13 protein-coding genes are annotated in these 14,682 nt (G+C 42.3%); 4 read left to right on the forward strand and 9 right to left on the reverse strand.

Annotated features, from left to right (window positions below; genetic code table 11):
- The first annotated feature begins 12 nt into the window (after positions 1 to 12).
- Entirely contained in the window at positions 13 to 1,431 is a 1,419-nt protein-coding gene (locus tag SWP_RS23045) for a BatD family protein (RefSeq protein WP_020912509.1), read from the forward strand.
- 180 nt (positions 1,432 to 1,611) lie between these two features.
- On the opposite strand, the gene SWP_RS23885 is transcribed toward SWP_RS23045, so the two are convergent.
- Positions 1,612 to 1,761 (reverse strand): hypothetical protein, encoded by a 150-nt coding sequence (locus SWP_RS23885; RefSeq protein ID WP_187148573.1) that lies wholly within the window; start codon positions 1,759 to 1,761, stop codon positions 1,612 to 1,614.
- 79 nt (positions 1,762 to 1,840) lie between these two features.
- Positions 1,841 to 2,401, reverse strand: coding sequence for a dihydrofolate reductase family protein (locus SWP_RS10815; RefSeq protein WP_020912511.1), 561 nt, complete (start codon positions 2,399 to 2,401; stop codon positions 1,841 to 1,843).
- A 116-nt stretch (positions 2,402 to 2,517) separates the two neighbouring features.
- Between SWP_RS10815 and SWP_RS10820 the strand changes: the two genes are divergently transcribed.
- Positions 2,518 to 3,093: a TetR/AcrR family transcriptional regulator gene (locus SWP_RS10820; RefSeq protein WP_020912512.1), complete on the forward strand. Its 576-nt coding sequence runs from the start codon at positions 2,518 to 2,520 to the stop codon at positions 3,091 to 3,093.
- A 34-nt stretch (positions 3,094 to 3,127) separates the two neighbouring features.
- On the opposite strand, the gene SWP_RS24720 is transcribed toward SWP_RS10820, so the two are convergent.
- From SWP_RS24720 to SWP_RS10855, 7 genes are all read right to left on the reverse strand, one after another.
- Complete coding sequence (locus tag SWP_RS24720; RefSeq protein WP_020912513.1) at positions 3,128 to 3,619, reverse strand: type II secretion system protein; 492 nt, start codon at positions 3,617 to 3,619, stop codon at positions 3,128 to 3,130.
- A gap of 617 nt (positions 3,620 to 4,236) precedes the next feature.
- Positions 4,237 to 5,046 (reverse strand): regulatory protein RecX, encoded by an 810-nt coding sequence (locus tag SWP_RS10830; RefSeq protein ID WP_020912514.1) that lies wholly within the window; start codon positions 5,044 to 5,046, stop codon positions 4,237 to 4,239.
- A 227-nt stretch (positions 5,047 to 5,273) separates the two neighbouring features.
- Positions 5,274 to 6,536 carry an anaerobic sulfatase maturase gene (locus SWP_RS10835; RefSeq protein WP_020912515.1) on the reverse strand — a complete coding sequence of 421 codons (1,263 nt, stop codon included), beginning with the start codon at positions 6,534 to 6,536 and terminating at the stop codon, positions 5,274 to 5,276.
- 192 nt (positions 6,537 to 6,728) lie between these two features.
- Complete coding sequence (locus tag SWP_RS10840; protein ID WP_044555850.1) at positions 6,729 to 7,511, reverse strand: hypothetical protein; 783 nt, start codon at positions 7,509 to 7,511, stop codon at positions 6,729 to 6,731.
- Between the two features lie 99 nt (positions 7,512 to 7,610).
- A complete protein-coding gene (locus SWP_RS10845) occupies positions 7,611 to 9,842 on the reverse strand; it encodes a tetratricopeptide repeat protein (RefSeq protein WP_020912517.1) in 2,232 nt (743 codons plus the stop codon).
- 120 nt (positions 9,843 to 9,962) lie between these two features.
- Positions 9,963 to 10,553, reverse strand: a complete 591-nt coding sequence (locus SWP_RS10850) for a response regulator (protein WP_020912518.1) — start codon at positions 10,551 to 10,553, stop codon at positions 9,963 to 9,965.
- On the reverse strand, positions 10,546 to 11,730 hold the full coding sequence (locus tag SWP_RS10855; RefSeq protein WP_020912519.1) for a GAF domain-containing sensor histidine kinase: 1,185 nt from the start codon (positions 11,728 to 11,730) through the stop codon (positions 10,546 to 10,548). Before SWP_RS10855 ends, SWP_RS10850 begins: the two co-directional genes overlap by 8 nt.
- Positions 11,731 to 12,110: 380 nt before the next feature.
- Between SWP_RS10855 and SWP_RS10860 the strand changes: the two genes are divergently transcribed.
- Both SWP_RS10860 and SWP_RS10865 read left to right on the forward strand, forming a co-directional pair.
- Positions 12,111 to 13,667 carry an arylsulfatase gene (locus SWP_RS10860; RefSeq protein WP_020912520.1) on the forward strand — a complete coding sequence of 519 codons (1,557 nt, stop codon included), beginning with the start codon at positions 12,111 to 12,113 and terminating at the stop codon, positions 13,665 to 13,667.
- A 99-nt stretch (positions 13,668 to 13,766) separates the two neighbouring features.
- Positions 13,767 to 14,531 (forward strand): formylglycine-generating enzyme family protein, encoded by a 765-nt coding sequence (locus tag SWP_RS10865; RefSeq protein WP_052634172.1) that lies wholly within the window; start codon positions 13,767 to 13,769, stop codon positions 14,529 to 14,531.
- Positions 14,532 to 14,682: the final 151 nt, after the last annotated feature.

Raw genomic sequence — 14,682 nt, forward strand, 5'->3', positions numbered from 1 at the left:
TGAGAACCACTTATGTTAGCCAATAAACGGGCTCAAATAGACGATGAAAGTTTGGAAAGACTATTTCCTATTCTGGCATCACTTAATACGTTATTAAAAGTCGTTGTCATTACTTTTGTATGGCTGTTCCTTCTAGGAAGCCTGCTTGTAATAAGCAGCTTTTCTAATTTTGCATTCGCAAATGATGGGGCTGTATCGACAACCACTCCCAGCACCATTAATGAATTGCAACAGGCGGGAAAGTTAAAAATTACCACTCGGCTAGCGCCAGTTAACGAAGTTGTTCCACTGCAACAAGTTGATCTTTATATACAGATCTCGACCGATACATGGTTTGCAGGCGGTAGCCACATAAGTGCTTTTGATGTTGATGATACGATAGTACTTCGACGTAAAAAATTAGCGAATAACTATACAGATCGAATTGATGGTAAAACATGGTCAGTGCAGGAGTGGCAATTGACGCTCTATCCTCAAGCAGTAGGGGCTATCACTGTTCCTAGAATAGCGGTCACCGTGAATGTTGCTGATAAACCAGGGTCTAGCATTAAAGGTACGTTATACACCCAACCTCAACACTTTACTGTAATACTTCCTGATGAAAGGTTAGCTAACACAAATCACTATATTGCGGCACCGAAAGTGACATTCAGACAAAAAATAACGCCTGAAAATGCTAGTGAATTACATATAGGTGATGCAATCACTCGTACGTTAACCATCAATGCGACCGATAGTAGCGCTATGTTGTTTCCAGACTTCCCGCTTTCAAAGTCAAAAATCTTATATGGATATCGAGGCCCTGTAGAGAGTGAAGATCGCCAAAATCGTGGGGATTTCAGCGCGAGTAAAGTTTATCAGCAAACTTATATCGTGCAGCAAAGTGGCGAAGTGACTCTACCTGAACTGTCTTTTTACTGGTGGAATACCAAAGATAAAGAGTTAACAACACTTACTGCTAAGGCGCTAGCATGGCAAGTAACTCACACACCATTGAGCTTTGTGAAAGCTTACTGGCTATACGGTTTACTGCTGATAGTATTACTCATTTTACTGGTGAAATTAGCGGTTTTTACCGGAGAACGTATTAACAAACAGCGGTTTCCCGTAGCTATTCTATTCGCTCATACTCTTATTAACAAACAATACGCAGCTGCAGAGCAATATCTATATTGGCGCAATAGTGACAAGAATAAGCGCATGACATATAAGCCTAGTTTGAGGTTATTAGATGATTCATTCGGTGATTTACCCCCTGAGTTAAAAGAGAATAAATTGCTTAAAAGTCATCAACGACAGACTAAAGAAAACTTGCTGAATCGTTGGCAGCTGGGTTTTAGCAAACCAAATACAGAGTCCGGACGGTCAGTGCAAACTCGTAGGTTTTACATTATGTTTTGGCGGTTTATTTCAAATAAAAATGCCAAGTAACTCTGATAAAGCTTCATTTGTGGGCTCTCTATCATACAGCCGTTAGATAAGCTCCATGAGTAAAAACCTGCTAGCCAGTTCCTTCTAGCTAGAGCTAGTCCGAATGTTAAACGGAACTAAGGGCTGTTGATCTTTCGAGCTTGGTTTTTGTTCGGTTCTTTACCGTAAGGAATAATGCTTCTAGTACAAGGCTTGAGCGATAAAGCTTAGCCGGCTAAGTGAAAAGCTCATAACACCGTAATAGAAGCATTGAATCGACCCCAAAAGGCCGCGTTTCTTGGCTATTTTTACTGTGTTGTAGACTATTTGTGGAGAATAACTACACGGCATAGCCTCCGCCTTGTCAAAATAGCCAATAAACTGCGGCAAAAACAACCGTGAAAGATCAACAGCCCCTAATAACTAAAAATTAATAGCTAACCTGATAATTCACTTGCACAAAATCATTGGCAAACGCAATTGCGCTGGCTTGAGCTAGCTTTATATCCGTAGCGGTCTTGCCAAATAGCGCAATTCCTTCACCCAAGATAACGGGTGCCCGAGTTATGATTATTTCATTAATTAACTTGAGGTTCAGAAATGATTGTATCGTGGCGCCGCCATCGATGTAGGCATGCTGATGCCCCTCACTTTCAAGCTTAGCAATTAACGCCGTCAGCTCCCCTGAGTACATCTCAACTTTATCTTGTAAGTTGGTAGGGGCTTGCTTAAGAGTATTGCTGAGCACAATGACGCGTGTATCTCCATAGGGCCATTGCTCTGGAGACAGATCCATGCTGGCAATCATTTCCATACACTTACGCCCCATGATTAGGCAATCAACTGAAGATATGTATTCAGCAAAACCCATATCGGCGTGGCTTCCCATATCTGCTTGTGAATTGCCTGCGCTATGCAGCCAATCAACACTGCCATCCTTTCTTGCTATATAGCCGTCAGTACTGGTTGCGATATAAACAGAACATTTCATATTTTAGTCTCTCATATAAGTTTTTACTGTAACTCTAGCCCATTGCTTGGCATTTAGTCGGGCTTCAATTATAATATTCTACACTGTAGAAATAATGGCGGTCAAGTGAGGGATCGATGTCGATAATAGAGAAAAAACGCGGACGGCCTAAAGGTTCGGACAATCAGTTAGATGCAAAGATTATTATCGATAGCGCTAAGCTAATGATGCAACAGAAGGGGAAAATCCCCAGCATTCGTAGTTTGGCGAACGCGCTAAATGTCGATGGAATGGCTATTTACTACTATTTCAGTAACAAAAATGCGCTATTGGAGGCTATTACTACATCACTGATAGATGAGGTTTACCAGCCTAAGCTTGACGAGAACTGGAAGTTAGCGCTTCACAAGCTGTGTAGCAGCTATTTAAACTTACTTAATGATCACCCCGGGTTATTAGAAACGCTATTAAATATGGAATCAAATAACCCCGCTGAGATCTTTATAGAGAGATTTAATCGGATCATAGCACCTATAGGATTAGACGATAACAGTACAAAATATGCACTCGACCTGTTGGTCGATTACCTACACGGTTATGCACTGGCATTAAATTGCAGCGCTAGCAAGGGGAGCTTAGACATTGATATGATCTCTGGCCCTCTTCAAATCTTCTGTTTAGCATTGGAAGGGGCCAGGAAAGTGAAACTGTAGGCTTGAGCGCAAAACAATACTGGTGCAATACAGATCAACAAGCTGTAGACACTAATAGTATTTCTGGTGGAACTTCGCTGCTACAGGCTTCTTTATATTGTACGTAACAGCTTGATTCTTCGTAACCAACTTTGATTGACCAGCAGTTAGGATCAGCTCTGTCTTCAGCAAAGACTTGAATATCTTTAGCGTCTAAAGATATTAACTCTGCTATGCCATAACCGACGCCTTGCTCGCCTAATGTTTCTGGGTACTTGTACCAAGAATCAACAGGGCCGAGGTTTGTTTGAATCGCACGTTCTGCATCTGGACCGGTATCAGGAGTGTTATCAATCACACCTTTCACATGCACTAGAGAAGCGATACTATGCATGCTTCCCTGAATCGATTTTAATGTGCTTATACGCGCATCTGTAGAGAGGTTGATGAACTTAGGGGCGGCAATCACGGCTAAAATACCCAGTATGATTATGACCACGACTAATTCAATAAGAGTGAAGCCTGCGCTAGTTTTAGGATTTTCCATATCTTTTACTTTCCATTACGTGTTGCCAACCGTCACTTTTTGCAACGAGCGGTAAATATTAGCCGTAAAATACGTCACTGCCTCACAAATGGCAACTGGCTATTTTTGATAGATATAGCCGTTATTATGACTTTACAAATATTTTGTGTTGAATTGATCAAGTGATACAACATCGGCGTTGTATACTCAGTAGTATAAGGGGCACTTTGAATGGCTTTAGTCAATGCTAGGTTAGTATTGGTTGAAGCTTATCTTTGATGAACTAATACCAATTGCATTAAGTATTTGAGCAGTTCAGAGCCCCTCAGTCTTTTCAATTCAAAACGCATTGGTAAAGAAATGGTTATTCCCTTTTAAGCCAATGCAAAGCAGAAGTGGAAAGACTGAGAGGCTCACGTAGTGCGGCTGAGGTTAAACAAATTGGCAAAACGCTGTTTGCTTCGCCATGGGATTTGGATATACGACTAAATGGATTTAGGAGGTAGAGCGAAGCAGGATGCCAGAGCCGAGAATAACTATTAGCTCAAATTCCACTACTTGCCTACAGCGTTTTGAATTCCCGCTGAATGGTCAAACTTTTAATGCAATTGGTATAATGTGGCTTAAAATGGTTATTGCTAATTGGCTTCAATCTGCATGGCTTCTTTTATTTCATCTCTGCTAAAGCCCTTACGAGACAAATAAGCGTAGGCTTTGGTTTTATCCTTATAGTCAGATAAATCATAGCGTTTTTTAGCTAACTCTATTTTGCAGCTTTCATAGAAGTCGATATCTCCAGAAAGCGCCAATTGATAAACGGTTTCTTCAAACTCTGTGACATCGATTAGTCGCTGTTTTAGCTCCTGCAAAATTAGAGTTTCTCCCTTCCCCTTGTTAAATAGTTTTAGTATTTCTGAGTGCAGGTTTACTTTGTCCGCTTTTACGGCAAGCTTACAGCGTAACGTTTCACGTTGGGGGTGCTGTGCCAGAGCATAATCTATTTCTGCACGGCTAAAGCCCTTTGTTGTCATTTGGCTGTAAACTTTTTCTTTGTTGGTATTGTTAAAGTGTTCAAATCGGTTAAGGAGTCTGCTGGTGGCCATCTCATAGGAATCGATTTGACGGGCTTCAATAACTTGTTCTATCGCAGTGTCTACATCAATTGCCGATAGACCACGTAGCTGTAACTTTCGCTTAATGGCACCTGAGCCAATTTCATTACCGAAAGCCATTTCACAATATCGCACAGCAAAATTAACATCGCTCTTCAGATAACCGCTTTCTATAAGTTTGGCCAGAACCGTCTCTATCCACTCTTGCTTATCCGTTTTACGTTCAAGCTTTGAGCGAATTTCTTTGATGGTAAAATCTTGTTGGCTTAAGTGCCAATAGGCGCTGTTGTAAACGTTATCAATTGTTTTGGCTTGGCGAAGGGGCGCACGTTGCATAGGAGCTGATCTGGTGTTTGAAAATGTCTCAATGAGTGTACCAGACCGATAAGCGTTTGAGTACGCTCGTTATACATTACACTTTATTGGTGTTACATTTTTACCCGCTGGGAGCTTGATATTAACGCTCTCTATGGTTGGCGAATATGCAGGTCGTGTGTGCTCGAAATATTAGCGTAGAATAGCGGCATAAGCGCACAAGGCTTATGCCAAACCGATAGAGCAAGTTACACTGTTTTTCTTACCTGATGGCCCATAGCACTCACTATTTGGCACATATAAGTGTCGATATGCTTGAAAAACATATGCCAGCCTTGGCACAGATAATTATGACCCACTTCACCGTCGTAGGAGCGTACAAAGCGATTCTTAGGACATTCACCGAAACAGGCAAATTTGTAGTCACAGTTTTGGCACTGCTTTGTTAGGGTGCGGCTTTTGGCAAATCCAAAAGCTTGTTGCTTCGCAGAAAACGCCATTTGGTCAAGCGGTTTTTCGTGAATATTGCCAATTTTATATTCAGGATAAACGTAGTGGTCACAGGCAAATACGTCACCGTTTGGCTCCATCGCTAAGCCTTTGCCACACAATGAGCCTAATGTGCATAAGGGGTTGGTTCTCCCCATCCAAGTTTCTACGCAGGCTTCAAAATACTGTACGTTTACTCTTCCTAAATCCTGTTTTACCCACTCATCAAAGACTGTACACAAGAAAGTTCCCCAGCCTTCACTTGATACCGACCAACTTGTGACGACGGAGCCTAACTCGCCAGGTTGAGCTTGCTTACTGCCAAGAATTGGGAGTTGTTCTTTTTGCCAATGATGCGGAGCCGTTTCTCTAAACGTTTCTGGCTCTGCGATAGGAATAAACTGTATTTGCGGCGATCGCACTTCATCTCGCAAGAAACGGTAGATCTCTAACGGATTCTGGCTGGTGAGCTTATTGATACAAGTCAGCGTTGCAAAGTTCACTTTATGTTTATGCAATAGTGTAATTCCGGCCATGACTTGCTTGAAAGTGCCACGACCCGCTCGGTTTTTACGATAAGCGTTGTGGTACATCTCTGGCCCATCAATGCTTAAACCGACTAAAAAATTGTGCTTGGATAAAAAATAGCACCAAGCATCAGTTAGCAAGGTCCCGTTGGTTTGCAGGTCATTAGATATCAAAACTCCTTTAGGAGCGTATTTAGCCTGTAAGCGGACGACCTCTTTGAAATAATCAAGTCCGAGCATAGTCGGTTCACCGCCTTGCCAAGTAAAGATGATCTCAGGCGTATTTTGCTGTTCTATATATTGCTTGATGTAAGATTCAAGCTGATCGAATGGCATCTCTGGGCTGCAACCTTTCTTATATTCAAGAAGATCTTGTTTACTTAAGTAGTAGCAGTAGGTGCAGTCGATGTTACATGCAGCGCCAATAGGCTTACTCATCACATGAAATCGTTTGCTTGCTTTTCCATTATGTAAATTGATTTTGATTGGTTGCATTATTAACTCCATTGGAACGCTAAGGGCGATCGGTATCTAACATCGGTAATTATAAAGCGAAAGCTAAACTACCCCTGTGAATCGGGACTCACTGCGACAAAAACAAGTGTTTTTACCAGCTATAGCCAAGCAATAAAAAAGCCAGCTTGTTGCTGGCTTTGTTGCTTAGGGATCGCTAAATTCTATTTGGTATTAGAACTGTTGGTTGTACTCTAAGCGGAAGTCACCGTCACTGAAGCTATTTTGACTTGTGTTATACCAAAGACGAAAATTTTGCTTTGGTGTCATCTGCCAGCTCAAGACAAACTCATGGGTTAGACCATCGCTACCGCGTAGGTTATCTGTATATAGCTGGTCGCCAAAAATAGCTTGAGTATACACTGGGTTATAGTTAGCCCAGATTGTATCGGTTAGTTGGAATTTGTTGTACAAGGTGAAACTTGCAAAGGCAAAGTCGGAATGTAAGCCGGTTGAGTCGCCATCTGCAGAGGTCATAGAACCATCATTGTATTGGACACCAGCTGCAATAATTGGGAATGCTTGCCAAAACCCGACTTTCGGTAGGGCTTGGATCATGCCAATTGACGCTGTACCTGAATTGGTGTCGAAGTTATGGATAACATCCATAGAGATCCCACGGCCGTTGGTCATGTCTACATCGAACTTTCTAAAGCGTAGCTCAGAGATACCATCATTAGCCATATCTGGGTTCATTGCACTCGAACCTTCATCTTTAGTGTGTTCGCCAAACATGCTTTTTAACTCAAAAAGAACCATCGACATATCCGTTGCCGAGCCGGTATCAAGTGTCTTACCGAGTTTAAAGTTAATACCATTTGTACCGTAAGAGCCTCCAACCTGCGTGTACACGGCAAGTGGATCTGACATGTCCTGAACTTCTTTTTCTTCTGCGAAAGCTGCAGTGCTAAAAAACGGTACAGTTAGAAAGCCTAATAGTGCGGTTTGTAATTTCACTTAATTCACCCAAAGTCACAATTTCAATGGGCTCATAGTAGGGCAGAGAGGAGAACCAAAATACTCGTAGATATTCCAGTTTTCCTCATTACGCTATGGTTAATTACTCGTATAATTAAAGCGAGTTTTGAGTTGATTTACCGCTTCTGCAGGCGCTCTGGTTGATAACTCTTGTAAACACTGGTTTGCTTGTGGACTTTTATTACTGAGCATCAACTCGCATAGTGCATAAAGGTATTGTGGATTGCCACTGACTTGATAAGCTTTGTCAAATGCAGCTCCAGCCTCTGAAACCGATGTTGGCGTGATTGCTATTGCATATACATACCAGAAACGGCCATTATCAGGCTCTAACTCAGTTGCTGTTTTGAGGTAATTAATCGCCTGTGAGGTTTGTTTAGCTCGTAGCAGTGCCAGAGCCATACTGAACGGAATTGAGCCTGACGTAGGTTGCGCTAACAGACCTCGTTCTAGAATTTCCATTGCTAGATTATCTTTACCCTGAGTACGATACAAATCTGCCAAGTTAATATACGCGGCTGCGTAGTTGGCTTGTACCTCAATCGCCGCTTTATACTCCTTAATCGCTTTATCTGTTAAGCCCTGATTGGCATAAAGATGGGCAAGATTAGTTCTCGCAAATCCGCGATCGCCGTTAAATTTCAATATCTCTACATATTCGGCTAAAGGCCGTTTTAACTGGTGTTGCTGTTCTGGTGTCAATTCAGGCCAAAAGCCAGCTAATGCGCCAGCAGCTTGACTGCGCACCATGAGCACATCATCGTCTAATAAGGGGGCTAACATTCGCCACCTGTCAGCAATGGGATAGGGCGCACTGCCTTGTATGGTGGCAAACCTTAGCATTGGTTCATCGTTACGGGTCGCTCTTGCGACTGCCACAAGGCCGTTGCGGCCGGGATACTGTTGTAAACGCTCAATGGCAGCTGCACGTATAACCGTTGGTTGGCTACTATCTTGGGCGATGTAAGATAGCTGATCGCCTGCTGCTGGAAGACCGGCTCTAGCACCAGCAAACGCACTGCTAAAATGTTTTGCATCATACTGGTTTAACGATGGATACCACGTTGAGGTTTTATCGACAGCCCAAGCTGTATCTTTATCTTGATGGCATTGGTTACAAGCGTTAGGGGTACCTATTCTTTGTGAGTTGCCAGGATTGGGAATACTAAAGCTATGATCACGCCTTTTATCAATCTGCATATAGGTTGTTTGCGGCATATGACAATTGACACACTGTGCACCGCTGCTGTTAGTCTGGTGATGATGATGTTCACTATTATCAAATTTTGCTGGACTATGACATTGGCTGCAAAGGGCGTTATTAGGTAACACTAATTTCGTCGAATGGGGGTTGTGGCAATTGCTGCAAACCACGCCATTATGATGCATTTTTGACTGTAAAAAAGATCCATAAACATAGTCTTCATCGTAGACTTGTCCGTCATCATAATAGTGCTGTTGGCTGATAAGATTAAGCTGGTAACGATCGCCATAGTCACTATTTACGAGCGGGTTACTATCGCTTATCTGTAGACGGCGGCTATGACATTGTGCGCAAGTCTGCAGTTGGTTACTGTGCCCATTGTTAATGGGTGTAGCAGTATCGGTGTTTTTACTGGTTTCTTGGTTATTGGATTGCCAAGTCCATTGCGAGACGGGCTTAGTTAAGTCTCTGCTGAAACCTTTTTTCTCATCTTTATTACTACGACGGTCTTCATTAGCTGCCCAGGATAGGTGCTTGCTAGCCGCTCCATGGCAGGCTTCACAGCCTACATTGATTTCTGAAAACGTAGTATTAAAACGATTATTTTCGACATCATAGTTCTTTTTGACATTGGTTGAATGGCAATCTGCGCACATAAAGTTCCAATTTTGACCGACATTTTGCCAGAAAAAATCATCATGTTTAGCACTGTTATCCGGATAAAGGTGGAACCATTTTTGGCCACCTTCTATTTTGGAACGGTTGTCCCAAGCAAACGGAATAAGTTGCACCCGCCCATCTTCGAATTCGACCATATATTGCTGTAAAGGGTCGATACCAAAGGTGTAGCTTATTTTAAAGTCATTAAACTGACCGCTGCTATCTTCGATGTTTACCCAATATTCATCGCCTTTCTGAAAAAAACGGTTTTGCTTACCCATATAAGCGAAGTTTGTATCAAAGTCAGCAGCAACCGATGATGTTGTCGCATGCTTCATTGCCATATCGTGATCAGAACCGCTCCAATCTTCAAATGCTTGTTGGTGGCATTGCTGACATTCGAAAGAGCCAACAAATTCAGTAGCTACTGCTGGCTGAGTTGCCAATAGCCCTGTTAGTAAAAGACCGATTAAGCGGCTTTTTGGCTGCCATTGAGTAACTACTAAGTTTTGTAAGCCGTTAATAATATTCTCCCTTTTGAATATTTACTTTTCTTATATACGTTTTTATACCAAACCACGAGAAAGTGCATATTGAATAAGTTCAGCACTACTTTTCGCTTCGATAAGTTTCATTATTGAATATTTGTGAAATTCAACGGTACGCGGGGATATAAATAACGCATCAGCAACCTGTTTTGCGGATTTTCCCTGAGCTAATAATCGCAGCACGCTCAGTTGTCTAGCTGATAAAGTCGGGGCGCTATCCTCTACTTGTACTGACTTGGATAAATATTGCTTGCCGGCTAAGACGCTATTCACAGCATCGACAAGATCATCAGTTGCTTCATGTTTTAATACGTAACCCAATGCGCCGGCGGCAATAGCACCTTCAGCATATTCTTGCTCATCATGCATCGTGAGACAAATGACGCGTAGATCTTTCTTAATACGTTTAAGGGCAGCGACAGCTGCTATACCTGTCATCCCTGGCATACTGATATCGGTTATAACAAGTTCAGGGTCATGTTGTTTAACTAGCTCGACCAACTCTTCGCCATCCTTTGCAATCGCAAGAACTTGATGTTCTGCTTTTAAAAGGCCCGCGATACCTTGAGCAACTATTAAATGGTCGTCTGCGATAATAATTCTACTCATAGTGTTCCTTAATTGCTGGAATAGTGATGCTAACTTCAAAGCCGCCATCTTCTGGACTGGTAAACTCTGCGTCACCACCTAATAACTGTGCTCTTTCTCGTATACTTACCAAGCCTATGCTGCCCTTGCTTTTTTCGAGATTATCTTTGCAACCAATACCGTCATCGAGGATCTGTAACGTTAAACGATTGTCTGTTATCTCTATCGAAATGAAGACGGCAGAGGCTTGTGAATGTTTAATGACATTATTTAATGATTCCTGCAATATCCGGTAAAGGTTTAGTGAAAGCTCCTTTTTAAGCGGGGGAATTTCACCGAACATCGTATGCAGTTCAAGTGCCTTGACCCCAGTTATTCGTCTCGCTTCGGATTTTAAAGCCGCAATCAGACCAAGGTCTTCTAACATAGCAGGGTGTAGTGAGCGTGATAGTGCCTGCATATCCTTCGCAATTTGTTGGATATTAATGTGTAGATCTTTTGCTTCTGGCTTTACGCTTTCACGTACTATACCAAACACGTTATTTGCCTTTATCGTCAATAGAGCGAGTCGCTGAGAAAAATTATCGTGTAATTCCCGAGAAAGCAATCGCCGCTCTGTTTCTTGATTTTCCATTAAATGACGTGAAAGTGACTCAAGCTCTTTATTTTGATTTTGCAAAGACATCCAGAAATGGTAACGCTCATAGGAGGCCGCTAACACTTGGCCTAAGGTTTTTATTCGCTCAATTAAAACGGGGCTCCAACCATTGTGGTCTTTGTAACGACTGCAAGCTATCCCACCCCAAATTCTATCTCTTACCTTTATCGGGATAACTACATGAGCGACGATCCCTGCCATACCAACTAGCTCAATTTCTTCTTGTGTAAAAACCTCTTCAATAGGCCCGGTATGAATAATCGCTTCACCTGCGGAAATTCTATCCAGGTAGGGGCTTTTGAATCCCTTGCCGACCATTTTTGTCGGTGTGTATCCAGGAGCTGCCACAGAGTAGGCACCCTCATGCACATTGTCTTTAGTGATTCGCACCAATGACATGCGTTGTACTTTAGCAAACGGCATATAGGAGCTAAGCCCTGAACAGATCACTGCGGGTATATTTGAGGTCTCTTCTTCTAAAAGACGATTTGATATGTCAGCAAAAAATCGTTCTGCTTTTGAAATTTTTTCTGTGTCCATGCATTGGGACCTCGTAATTCATCTTTGTCGAATATTACTACATCTAATAAATAGCGCTTATCTTTTGATTAAGCCACTAAAACATAAGATAAACCTATAAAACTGGTGAAACTACTAGGTGCAAGTGGACGAGAGAAATTATCTTAGTTTTTTAAAATACCATTAAGCGATAAGATTTTGTATATTTGCCGAGCAACAGTGCTTGTTCTTACTATGCATCTTAGGAAAATTCCCCCTTGCCATTCATCAAACAAGTAAATACCCGAGTTTTTTTTAAGGTGAATAGGGCGTTTAATTACGCCATCGATTCGAGTGTCATTGTTTTTCATTACTATAATGTAATCAAGCAGTGACAAAGAGATCTAATAGAGGGGAATAAAATGTCAAAAGTACTATCTAAGATTGCATTGGGAGTCGGGCTCATTGCTACCGCTTCATCCGCAATGGCGGCTACTGATCCAGAACGTCCAAATATGTTGGTAATTTGGGGTGATGATATTGGTTATTATAATATCAGTGCATATAACCAAGGTATGATGGGTTATCAAACTCCAAACCTTGACCGTATTGCTAATGAAGGTGCGCTGTTTACTGACCATTACGCTCAACAGAGCTGCACCGCGGGCCGTTCTTCGTTTATTACTGGCCAACACCCATTCCGTACCGGTCTTTTAACTATCGGTATGCCAGGTTCTGAACATGGAATTCCTGATTGGGCACCAACGATTGCTGATGCACTCAAAGACAAGGGCTATACCACTGGTCAGTTTGGTAAGAACCATTTGGGCGACCAAGACAAGCATCTACCTACTGCGCATGGCTTTGATGAGTTCTTCGGTAACTTGTACCACTTAAATGCTGAAGAAGAACCAGAGACTTACTATTACCCGAAAGATCCTGAATTTAAGAAAAAGTATGCGCCGCGTGGCGTCATCCACTCTTATGCTGATGGCCGTATCGAAGACACAGGTCCCATGACCCGTAAGCGTATGGAAACTGCTGATGAAGAGTTTGTTGGTGCATCGATTAAGTTTATCGAAAAAGCGGTTAAGGCTGATAAGCCTTTCTTTGCTTGGGTTAACGCATCACGCATGCACATCCATACTCGTTTGCAAGAAAAATACGATGGTATTACCGGAGTAGGTATCTACCCTGACGGCATGATTGAACATGATGACCATGTTGGTCTGTTGTTGGACAAGTTGGACGAGCTGAAAATTGCTGACAATACTATTGTTGTTTACTCGACAGATAATGGTGCTGAAAAGTTCACTTGGCCTGACGGTGGTACTTCTCCATTCCATGGTGAGAAGGGCACGACTTTCGAAGGTGGCATGCGCGTTCCGCAGCTAGTTCGTTGGCCTGGTGTGATTGAACCTGGAACAAAGATTAACGCCATGATGTCTCATGAAGATTGGATGCCAACTCTGTTAGCCGCAGCGGGTGATGATACTTTGGTTGAAGACCTTAAAGAAGGTAAAAACTTTAACGGTAAAGACTGGCGTGTACATTTAGATGGTAGTAACTTTATGCCTTTCTTTAAAGGTGAAGTTGAGCAAGGTCCACGTACCAGCAAAATGTACTTTAGCGCTAATGGTGAGTTAAATGCTGTTCGTTGGAATGACTGGAAAGCAACATTTGCGATGATGGACGGCAACATGCAGTCTGCTATTCGTAATGTACCAGCATGGGCATCACTAACAAACTTACGTGCAGATCCATTTGAAATTGCTGCAACTGAATCTGGTATGTATGTGCGCTGGATGATCGACAACATGTGGTTGTTTGTACCTATGTCTCAAGAAGTCGGTAAGTTCCTAGGTTCACTAGAAGGTTATCCGATGCAACAAGGTGCAGGCTTTAGTGCCGCAGGCGTTAACTACAACACCTTAAAATTACAGAAAGTGCTTAAAAAGTTAGAAGCACAGCAGCAGTAGTCATTGATTAACTGCGTTCATTAACTGGGCTTCGAGCAGTCAATCACTGTTCGGAGCCTTTTTATTTTTGGCTCTATTAACCCTTTATGTGAGATTGATATGCACAGAATATTATTGCTTGCCCTTATTTTTATACAAGGCTGCGCCGTGAATGCAAATATTGATCGCGAGCTTAAAGATATGATCCTCTCCGAAATGGTGTTTGTTGAGGGAGGTCGATTTGAAATGGGTGCAAGCTGCGCTGTAGAGCGTAAATGTGTACACCCAAAGCATAGCGTAACGGTTGATGATTTTTATATCGGCAAATATGAAGTCACTCAAGCTGTGTTCGAATCTGTGCTAGGACCGAGTAACTCCTATTTTCAGGGGGCGAATTACCCAGTCAACAATTTGAGCTGGCAACAAGCTAAGTATTTTATTTCAGAGCTTAACCTTAAAACTGGGCTTAAATTTAGATTGCCGACAGAAGCGGAGTGGGAGTATGCCGCACGTGGAGGCAGTCGTAGCCAACACTATCTATTTAGTGGCTCAAATAATATAGATGATGTCGGCTGGTTTTCTGAAAACGCTAATAACCGAGCCCATGAGGTTGGGTTAAAACAGGCCAATGAACTTGGGCTGTATGATATGACTGGCAATGTTGGTGAGATGACTGAAGATGCTTATGATGCCGAGTATTACTTATATGGGCCCGAGATAAACCCTGTCAATGCGTTGGATTCCGAACATTACCTCGCATATAAATCTGTTAGGGGCGGCAGCTTTGCCTACGATGCTCAAGAGTCTGAAAATTTTAGACGCGACTCTGCCAGTCAGAGTGCTGTCATGCCTGATATTGGCTTGCGTTTGGTTTTGTCTAAATAGTTAGCCCATGCATCATCAACGTTATTTTAATAAAAAACGCCGCTTTGAAAGCGGTGTTTTCTTTTGCTTAGTTCAAACTTTTACAAGCTATTCAGCAAAACTAGGAATTTTCCGAGTCCATTTTAAAAACGTTAACCGTGATAATTGGTTG

It is taken from the genome of Shewanella piezotolerans WP3 (assembly GCF_000014885.1).
GTDB lineage: Bacteria > Pseudomonadota > Gammaproteobacteria > Enterobacterales > Shewanellaceae > Shewanella > Shewanella piezotolerans.

Coding starts and splice junctions, on each gene's coding strand:
- SWP_RS23045 (WP_020912509.1), top strand. CDS start 13: ATGTTAGCCAATAAACGGGCTCAAATAGACGATGAAAGTTTGGAAAGA.
- SWP_RS23885 (WP_187148573.1), bottom strand. CDS start 1,761: ATGCCGTGTAGTTATTCTCCACAAATAGTCTACAACACAGTAAAAATA.
- SWP_RS10815 (WP_020912511.1), bottom strand. CDS start 2,401: ATGAAATGTTCTGTTTATATCGCAACCAGTACTGACGGCTATATAGCA.
- SWP_RS10820 (WP_020912512.1), top strand. CDS start 2,518: ATGTCGATAATAGAGAAAAAACGCGGACGGCCTAAAGGTTCGGACAAT.
- SWP_RS24720 (WP_020912513.1), bottom strand. CDS start 3,619: ATGGAAAATCCTAAAACTAGCGCAGGCTTCACTCTTATTGAATTAGTC.
- SWP_RS10830 (WP_020912514.1), bottom strand. CDS start 5,046: ATGCAACGTGCGCCCCTTCGCCAAGCCAAAACAATTGATAACGTTTAC.
- SWP_RS10835 (WP_020912515.1), bottom strand. CDS start 6,536: ATGCAACCAATCAAAATCAATTTACATAATGGAAAAGCAAGCAAACGA.
- SWP_RS10850 (WP_020912518.1), bottom strand. CDS start 10,553: ATGAGTAGAATTATTATCGCAGACGACCATTTAATAGTTGCTCAAGGT.
- SWP_RS10855 (WP_020912519.1), bottom strand. CDS start 11,730: ATGGACACAGAAAAAATTTCAAAAGCAGAACGATTTTTTGCTGACATA.
- SWP_RS10860 (WP_020912520.1), top strand. CDS start 12,111: ATGTCAAAAGTACTATCTAAGATTGCATTGGGAGTCGGGCTCATTGCT.
- SWP_RS10865 (WP_052634172.1), top strand. CDS start 13,767: ATGCACAGAATATTATTGCTTGCCCTTATTTTTATACAAGGCTGCGCC.